Annotated in this window: 10 protein-coding genes; 3 read left to right on the forward strand and 7 right to left on the reverse strand. The window is 63.8% G+C overall.

Annotated features, from left to right (window positions below; translation table 11 throughout):
• Window positions 1–72: 72 nt before the first annotated feature.
• From HY058_22165 to HY058_22190, 6 genes are all read right to left on the reverse strand, one after another.
• Window positions 73–411 (reverse strand): XRE family transcriptional regulator, encoded by a 339-nt coding sequence (locus HY058_22165; protein ID MBI3500007.1) that lies wholly within the window; start codon window positions 409–411, stop codon window positions 73–75.
• Window positions 412–447: 36 nt separating this feature from the next.
• Window positions 448–1,365, reverse strand: a complete 918-nt coding sequence (locus HY058_22170) for a nucleotidyl transferase AbiEii/AbiGii toxin family protein (GenBank protein MBI3500008.1) — start codon at window positions 1,363–1,365, stop codon at window positions 448–450.
• Window positions 1,343–1,765, reverse strand: coding sequence for a type IV toxin-antitoxin system AbiEi family antitoxin domain-containing protein (locus tag HY058_22175; protein ID MBI3500009.1), 423 nt, complete (start codon window positions 1,763–1,765; stop codon window positions 1,343–1,345). The genes HY058_22170 and HY058_22175 overlap by 23 nt, the downstream gene beginning before the upstream one ends.
• A 161-nt stretch (window positions 1,766–1,926) precedes the next feature.
• Window positions 1,927–2,214 (reverse strand): DUF4337 family protein, encoded by a 288-nt coding sequence (locus HY058_22180; GenBank protein MBI3500010.1) that lies wholly within the window; start codon window positions 2,212–2,214, stop codon window positions 1,927–1,929.
• A 183-nt stretch (window positions 2,215–2,397) separates the two neighbouring features.
• The gene (locus HY058_22185) at window positions 2,398–2,736 is read right to left on the reverse strand and encodes an XRE family transcriptional regulator (GenBank protein ID MBI3500011.1); all 339 of its coding nucleotides are present in this window, start codon (window positions 2,734–2,736) and stop codon (window positions 2,398–2,400) included.
• A complete protein-coding gene (locus tag HY058_22190) occupies window positions 2,733–3,095 on the reverse strand; it encodes a type II toxin-antitoxin system RelE/ParE family toxin (GenBank protein MBI3500012.1) in 363 nt (120 codons plus the stop codon). The genes HY058_22185 and HY058_22190 overlap by 4 nt, the downstream gene beginning before the upstream one ends.
• A gap of 283 nt (window positions 3,096–3,378) precedes the next feature.
• Here HY058_22190 and HY058_22195 point away from each other — a divergent pair, with 283 nt between their 5' ends.
• Window positions 3,379–3,834: a hypothetical protein gene (locus tag HY058_22195; GenBank protein MBI3500013.1), complete on the forward strand. Its 456-nt coding sequence runs from the start codon at window positions 3,379–3,381 to the stop codon at window positions 3,832–3,834.
• A gap of 38 nt (window positions 3,835–3,872) precedes the next feature.
• Here HY058_22195 and HY058_22200 read toward each other — a convergent pair whose 3' ends face one another.
• Window positions 3,873–4,448 (reverse strand): DUF4337 domain-containing protein, encoded by a 576-nt coding sequence (locus HY058_22200; GenBank protein ID MBI3500014.1) that lies wholly within the window; start codon window positions 4,446–4,448, stop codon window positions 3,873–3,875.
• Between the two features lie 874 nt (window positions 4,449–5,322).
• On the opposite strand from HY058_22200, the gene HY058_22205 reads away from it, so the two are divergent.
• Both HY058_22205 and HY058_22210 read left to right on the forward strand, forming a co-directional pair.
• Complete coding sequence (locus HY058_22205; protein ID MBI3500015.1) at window positions 5,323–5,616, forward strand: hypothetical protein; 294 nt, start codon at window positions 5,323–5,325, stop codon at window positions 5,614–5,616.
• Complete coding sequence (locus tag HY058_22210; GenBank protein ID MBI3500016.1) at window positions 5,613–7,037, forward strand: amidase; 1,425 nt, start codon at window positions 5,613–5,615, stop codon at window positions 7,035–7,037. The genes HY058_22205 and HY058_22210 overlap by 4 nt, the downstream gene beginning before the upstream one ends.
• The last annotated feature ends 200 nt before the right edge of the window (window positions 7,038–7,237 follow it).

The following is a 7,237-nucleotide window of genomic DNA, read 5'->3' on the forward strand; positions in this document are numbered from 1 at the left end:
CGCCGTCGGCGGCGAGCGCCCAGCCGCGCCAGCGACATCCGATGCCGCCTTTGGGACGGTAGAGAGCGCAGCCTATGCCGACACCGGATAGCGGATGACCGGTGTCGCTGCTTTGCTGCCGGAAGGTTTCACCACAATGTCGATCTCGCAGCCCAAGCGGCTCAGCACACGCATGATGCGATCCACCGACACATCGCGAAATTGCCCTTTGAGCACCCGTGAAACGTCGGGCTGGCTGAACCCGGTCAGGCGGGCGACATCGGTTTGAGTCAGCTTCCGTCCGCGGATGATGTCGTGCATCCGGCTGACGAGTTGGGCCTTCAACAGATGCGTGTCGGGGTCGGCATAGCCGAGGTCAGCGAAAAGATTGCCGCTGCCGCGCCGGATTGTCGCTCCAGCATGCTTTTTCACTTCTTCTCCACCTCCTTGCGGGCCTTGTAATCTTGCTCAGCGATTTTCAATCGCCGCTTTGACCAAACGCTCGCATGCGGCCAGACCCTGTTCGAAGGTGATCATCTCATCTGGGGCGGCGAACGAAACCTGCGGCACGAAATCCGCATACTCCTTCGCCCATAGCGCGTCGCCGCGCAAGCGATCAAGCATCCCCTCGAGGCGGGCGGCAATGTCTGGCGGAACCTCATTGCCAGCGCGGACGCTATCGGCATCCGCCACTCGACGGGCGAGGTCCGCAAAGCCTGGCGCTCCCATGGCGCGCGCCTCTAGCGCCGCGAGGTCGTGGATATGGCGGACGACAGTCGGGTCGTCATCTTGTGTCCCGCGCTTGCGCGTGTAGACGCGCCAAGCCAATGCGCTGAGCTTGTCAGCCGCCGTTTCGATCGGATCGACGCAAGCGAGGCTTGGCACCTCGGCCGGACTATTCTGGGCTTCGGCAATGAGGGAGCTGATAGGGCGGTCAATCGATGCAAGCAACGCCGGCCGAAGCGTCATCTCCAGTTTGATGTGAGGGCGAAATCCTTGCACCGCGCCGAATTGCGCCGGGTAGGCCAGATCGACCGAAAAGAACAGGCTGCTATTGCCAACGAGTGGTTTGCCGAGCTGTTCGAAGCCGGCGCCAGCGAGAGATTTGAGAATCTTGTCACGAAAGGAACTGCGCTCCCGACCCTCCTGTGCGCGGCTTGCAGCCGCGGGCATCGCCACCTTGAAATCAATGTCCTCGGAGAAGCGCTCGATCAGTCCCCAACCTTTTGAGAGGGAAGTCCCACCGGAGAACGCGGGCACGGCGCCGCCATGATTCATCGCAGCGATGACGCCAAGCGCCTGTACGACGTGCCAGTCCTTTTCGATCAAGCCTTCATCGATGGCGCGCTCGGCCGCGAGTTTTTCAACGAGGCGCCGGTCCAGCACGCTCGAAGCTCAGATAGGTTCCGTTGTAGCCGATGCGTCGGCGTACACGCCGCCCGACGGCAACGGTGCGTCCCGAGGAAACTTGCGTCGTAAGGCCCGCTGTATTCGCTTGTTCAAGGCGCGTTGGGCTCGTATCGATTCCAAGCCGTCCCAGAGCTTCGTTTCCGAGCGCGCGTAGACCTTTCACAGGCGTAGGCTTGCCACTGAAGGGCGACGGTGAGGCGCGGGTATAGAGCCCGTAGCCAAGTTTCACGAGCCGGCCCTTGCGAACGAGACCGCGCAGCGCCCGGCCCACTTGGTCGTAACCGCCAAGGTCCCGGAAGTCGTCGCGCAGAAACACATCGCCCCGCTTGCGGGCAATTCGCTGAGCTACACGGGATTCCAAGTTTTCAGGCTTCATGGTTCCATCTCTGTCAAGATACGACATTGGAAGACGAATTTCAATGGAATATCAATTTACTATCTATACCGCTGATTCAGAACGAAAGCGTTCGCACCGTGCTTGTCAAAATACGACATGACGCGAGCCGGCTTTTCTCATCCGCGGAAGCGTAGACACCCCTACCAATGCAGCGCCATCGGCGCCGCCCAGCCCAAGACGGCGAAAGCCGCACCGACCAGCCCCAAGCCACCGGCGGCAAATGCGAGCCACAAGGCGCCGGTGATGACGGCGGCCGAGGCCAGCACGATGCCGAGCTGGAACGCGCTGGAGCCGATCTCGAAATTGTGGTCGGCGGCGAGTGCCTTGTCGCGCAAGGCTTCGGCCTGCTTGGCGCGGTCCGCCAGCTCCTTCCTTCCTTCGCCGGTCGCGGGCTCGCTGTCGGTGCGGGCGATCGTCAAGGGCGTGATACGGCGTTTATACCGAGTTTATCCATTTATACCTGGAATCAAGTATAACCGTATATAAATGGGTACACATGCTCGCGCTGGCCAATGCCGGCGTTCAGCGACCTCCTACCAATGCGGCGCACGTCTTTGCCCAGCCGCGCCAGCGACATCCGATGCCGCCTTTGGGACGGTAGAGAGCGCAGCCTATGCCGGCACCGGATAGCGGATGACCGGTGTCGCTGCTTTGCTGCCGGAAGGTTTCACCACAATGTCGATCTCGCAGCCTAAGCGGCTCAGCACACGCATGATGCGATCGACCGACACATCGCGAAATTGCCCTTTGAGCACACGTGAAACGTCAGGCTGGCTGAACCCTGTCAGGCGGGCGACTTCGGTTTGAGTCAGCTTCCGTCCGCGGATGATGTCGTGCATCCGGCTGACGAGCTGGGCCTTCAACAGATGCGTGTCGGGGTCGGCATAGCCGAGGTCGGCGAAAAGATTGCCGCTGCCGCGCCGGATGGTCGCTTCAGCATTCTTCTTCATTTCTTTTTCGCCTCCTTGCGGGCCTTGCAATCCTGCTCGGCGATCTTCAAGCGCCGCTCGATGAGTGAGAGATCCTCCTTGGGCGTCTTGATGCCTTTCCGCGACTTCTTCTGAAAGGCATGCAGCACGTAAATCGCCCGGTCGAACCTGACCGTATAAACGGCGCGGTAAGCATCGCCACGATGATCTTCGACGATCTCGATCACTCCGGCCCCGCCGAATCCCTTGAGCGGCTTGGCCTGGTCGGACATGCCGCCGATCTGCGCCTGGTACAAGGCGAAGCCCATCACATCCTGAACCGGGTCAGGAAACCTCCGATAGTCCTTGTAGCTCGAACCGATCCATTCAACGGGCTTCACTTATCCCGCACGAAGGGTATTATGGTGTTTTCACCATAAACGTCAAGCCGAATCCGCGAAAGCTCTTAATTTCCATCGAGCTGGAGGGCGCTGGAGCCGATCTCGAAATTGTGGTCGGCGGCGAGGGCCCGGTGGCACTCCGCATCGACGCGCGCCGGCAATCATCCTCGTTTCGACACCCCACCGCCCTAGGATCGGCTTAATCGGGCGGCACCCTCCGCTCACGCTTCGATGTGGTCGCTCCCCTCATCAGGGAGCGCCGGGCGACAGGGAGGTACCGGGAATGCGTCACCTAGCGCTTGTTGCCATCCTCTTGGGAGTGGCGCTGACGGCCAACGCGCAGCAACCGCTGCCGACGCCAGAACAAGTTCAAGCGGCCGCTCAGGCCATCAAGGCTCTGCAGACGGCGCCCTCGACGGCGCTACCCTCGGCAGGGACTCCGAACGCCTCGCCCGAAGCGCTCTCGGCCAACGTCATGGGGGTGGCCACGCTCGCAAATTCCGCTGGAACCTACGGCTGGAATTATTTCGATAGCTGGTATTGCGGCGGCGCCGCCAGCTCTCACGGAAGCGTCTACTACATGGTCTTCACCGATGGTTCGATCATCTATTCATCGGACCCCGGCGAGGCAGCGATGTTTGCCTCGGCTTGCGCCGCAAGATCGTCGGTCTCCGTCCACGTCACCAGCATCAGCGGCAACGCCTTCGGCTGGGACGAGGCCAATTTCGCTCCGCGATGAGCAAGCGAATCCCCCAACGGTCTAAACCATCGCCACCCCTACCAATGCAGCGCCGTCGGCGCCGCCCAGCCGATGACGGCGAAGGCCGCGCCTAACAACCCCAATCCGCCGGCGGCGGCCACGAGCCACATGGCGCCGGTGATGACGGCGGCCGATGCCAGCACGATGCCGAGCTGGAGGGCGCTGGAGCCGATCTCGAAATTGTGGTCGGCGGCGAGCGCCTTGTCGCGCAAGGCCTCGGCCTTCTTGGCGCGGTCCGCCAGCTCCTTCCTGCCTTCGCCGGTCGCAGGCTCGCTGTCGTAACGGGCGATCGTCGCCGCCCACGCCTCCATCCGCTTCTTGAACTGCGCCAGGCGCTCGGCGTCCAGGCCCTGGGCCTCCAGCTCGAGGGTTTCGGCGGCGGTCCGGAGCACGGTCTGGCGCACGGTCTTCGCCTGGAAGAAGGCCCAGAGGTTGGAGGCGTCGATATTGGCGTTCAAGGCCACCTGCTTGGCGTTGCCGCCGCCGGTCTCGGATATGGCCAGGAACGCCGCCAGGATCGCAATCAGGATGGCGATCTTCTTGTTGTGGCCCCCGGTCTCCGCAATCGCCTCGCTGGTTTCTTCCGGCTTCATCGGTGGTGGCTCCCTGTTCCGTGATCGAGCGCGTCTTGTTTGGCATTTTTGCGCGGGCGGGCGCAATGAGCGGGTGGGATGGCCTGTCTTGTGGCGGAAAACGGCCGCGACCATAGGCGAAAATCCCCCACACTCTCTTGCTGCATCGGCGGCCATTCGCCGGCACGGTCTTCGGGGTGCGCTGCTCGGGCCGCGGCAGCGTCGCCTAATGCTGAGATTCCGACGGTGACGCACCCCGTCCCGACGTCCCCGAGCCTAGCTCTCCTGGAGCGGGACAGGGCGATGGCAAGACCCCCTCACCCTGACCGTCGGTCCGCTCTTCGCGGCCCCGACCCCACGGAGGACGCGGGCGAGGGGACCGGATTGCGAGGGGGGGGCAAATGACGGCAACGAGATTACCGCAGAGCGCGCGGAGGGCACACGAGAGGGCGCGGAGGGCATGAATTTAGGCGCGCGCCCGCGCAAGAATCATCTCTGCGTCCTCCGCGTAACCTCTGCATCCTCCGCGGTGAACTCTGCTTTCAATCGTCATGCGCGGGCTTGGTCCGCGCATCCACGTGGTGCCGCGGCTCGATCGAAGACGTGGATCACCGGGCCAAGCCCGGTGATGACGATAGGAGGCATGGGAGAGGGGACCGGATTGCGTGGGATGGAGCCAATGACGGCAACGAAAATTACCGCAAAGAACGCAGAGGACACGCGAGAGGGCGCTGAGGGCATGAGTTTAGGCGCGCCCTGCGCAAGAATCATCTCAGCGTCCTCTGCGCAGTCTCAGCGTCCTCTGCGGTTGATTCCTATTTGATCCTAGCCTTGCCTGAAGCCCTCGGAAACTTGCTACCATGCCGGGCGGGACGGCATTTGCGGGAGAGCGGGGATGGACGAGGTTCTGACGCGGATCGAGGCGGCGATTGCCTCCTGGCATGGGATCGCCGTGCCCAATGAGGCGGCGCGGCGCATGGCGGGCGAGCTCGCCGATAGCATCCGGGCGTTCGAGCGGCTGCGCGGTACGCTCCAATTCGAGGACGAGCCCTCGAGCTTCGAGGCGGCCCTCCAGGCGACGAAGGAGCAGCCGCCCAAGAAACGCGCCGCGAAGACGAGCGCCGCCCCGAAGCGCAGGGCGCCAAGGCGCGCAGCCCCGAAACGCAAGACCGGGAGGCGCGGGCGATGAGCGACCTCGCCGATCTCACCCTGGTTGAAGCCGCCGATGCGGTGCGCAAGAAGAAGGCGAGCGCGGTCGAGCTGTTAGATGCCTGCTTTGCCAATATCGAGCGGGCGAACAAACAGGTGAACGCCACCATCTGGCTCGACTATGAGGGTGCCAAGAAAGCCGCGCGCCGGGCCGATCAGGCGGTGAAAAGGAAGGCGAAGCTGGGGCGCCTCCATGGCGTGCCCATGGCGCACAAGGACATGTATTACCAGAAGGGCAAGCCCTGCACCTCAGGCTCGAAGATCCGCAAGGACTTCGTGCCGGGATACACCGCGACCGTGATCCAGCGCATGGCGGATGAGGGTGCGTTCACCTTCGGCGGCCTCAACATGGCGGAGTTCGCCCAGAACCCGACCGGGCATAACTGGCATTACGGCAACTGCAACAACCCGTGGAACCTGCCCTATATCACCGGCGGCTCGTCTTCGGGCTCCGGCGCCGCGCTCGCCTGCCGCATGACCTATGCGGCCTTGGGCTCGGATACCGGCGGCTCGGTCCGGCTGCCGGCCGCCGCCTGCGGGGTCACCGGCTTGAAGCCGACGCAGACCCGCGTCAGCCGCTACGGCGTCATGCCGCTCTCCTTCTCCGCCGACAATGTCGGGCCCTTGGCGCGCACCGCCCGGGATTGCGCGCGCATCATGAGCATCATCGCCGGTGCCGATCCCCTGGACCCGACCTCATCCAAAGAGAAGGTGCCGAACTACGAGGCCGCGCTTGATGGCAAATTGCGGGGCTTGCGCATCGGCGTGCCGGAGACGCATTTCCTCGACGGCGTCGATGCGCCGGTCATGAAGGCCTTGGAGGAGGCCTGCAAGGTCCTGGCCGCGCGCGGCGCCAGGGTCGAGCGCATGCGCCTGCCGATGATCGATGCGGTGCTGGCCTATGCCGGCATCGTGTCCAGGGTGGAAGCTGCCGCCATCCATGCCCAGTGGATGCGGGACCATGCCCAGGATTACGCCGTGCATTTGAGCGCGAGGCTCTATGGCAGCTACGCCATCCCCGGCGCCTATTACGTGGAGGCCCTCGCCCGCCGGGGACCGATTCTCAGGGCGTTTGCCAAGGAGGTCTTCGCCAAGGTCGACGTGCTGGCCACCCCCACCATCCGCACCTGCTTGCCCACTCTGGCCGAGACCGACGTCGATCGCGGGCCGCCCGGCACCGAAGCGAAGTTCATGGCGGTCGCCGCCAACACCAGGGCGTTCAACTATCTAGGCCTGCCGGCCGTCAGCTTGAATTGCGGCTTCGATCAGAGAGGCCTGCCCATCGGCCTGCAGCTCGCCGGCCGCCCCTTCGCCGAAGCCCGCGTGCTGCAAGTGGCCGATGCCTATCAGCGAGAAACCGCCTGGCACACAAACCGCCCACCGGTCTTGAAGGGGCGGTGACGCAAGACCCTCACCCGCCTCCCCTTCGCCAAGCTCAGGGTCGGCACCCTCTCCCGCACCGCGCACGGGTGTCCGGGGAAAGTCATGCATAGCTGAAGGTTCCCTGGTTGGGGGAGGCGGTTGGTTGTCGGCGGTTGGGATTAAGCGGGGGCGGTTTGTCGATTTTGGCGAGGGGTTTGCGAACGAAGAGGCAGGAGCCG

This window comes from Pseudomonadota bacterium, assembly GCA_016195085.1.
GTDB lineage: Bacteria > Pseudomonadota > Alphaproteobacteria > SHVZ01 > SHVZ01 > JACQAG01.

Bases quoted from the DNA above. Each gene is read 5' to 3' on its own strand.
- HY058_22175 (MBI3500009.1), bottom strand. From the start codon at position 1,765: ATGAAGCCTGAAAACTTGGAATCCCGTGTAGCTCAGCGAATTGCCCGC.
- HY058_22185 (MBI3500011.1), bottom strand. From the start codon at position 2,736: ATGAAGAAGAATGCTGAAGCGACCATCCGGCGCGGCAGCGGCAATCTT.
- HY058_22195 (MBI3500013.1), top strand. From the start codon at position 3,379: ATGCGTCACCTAGCGCTTGTTGCCATCCTCTTGGGAGTGGCGCTGACG.
- HY058_22200 (MBI3500014.1), bottom strand. From the start codon at position 4,448: ATGAAGCCGGAAGAAACCAGCGAGGCGATTGCGGAGACCGGGGGCCAC.
- HY058_22205 (MBI3500015.1), top strand. From the start codon at position 5,323: ATGGACGAGGTTCTGACGCGGATCGAGGCGGCGATTGCCTCCTGGCAT.
- HY058_22210 (MBI3500016.1), top strand. From the start codon at position 5,613: ATGAGCGACCTCGCCGATCTCACCCTGGTTGAAGCCGCCGATGCGGTG.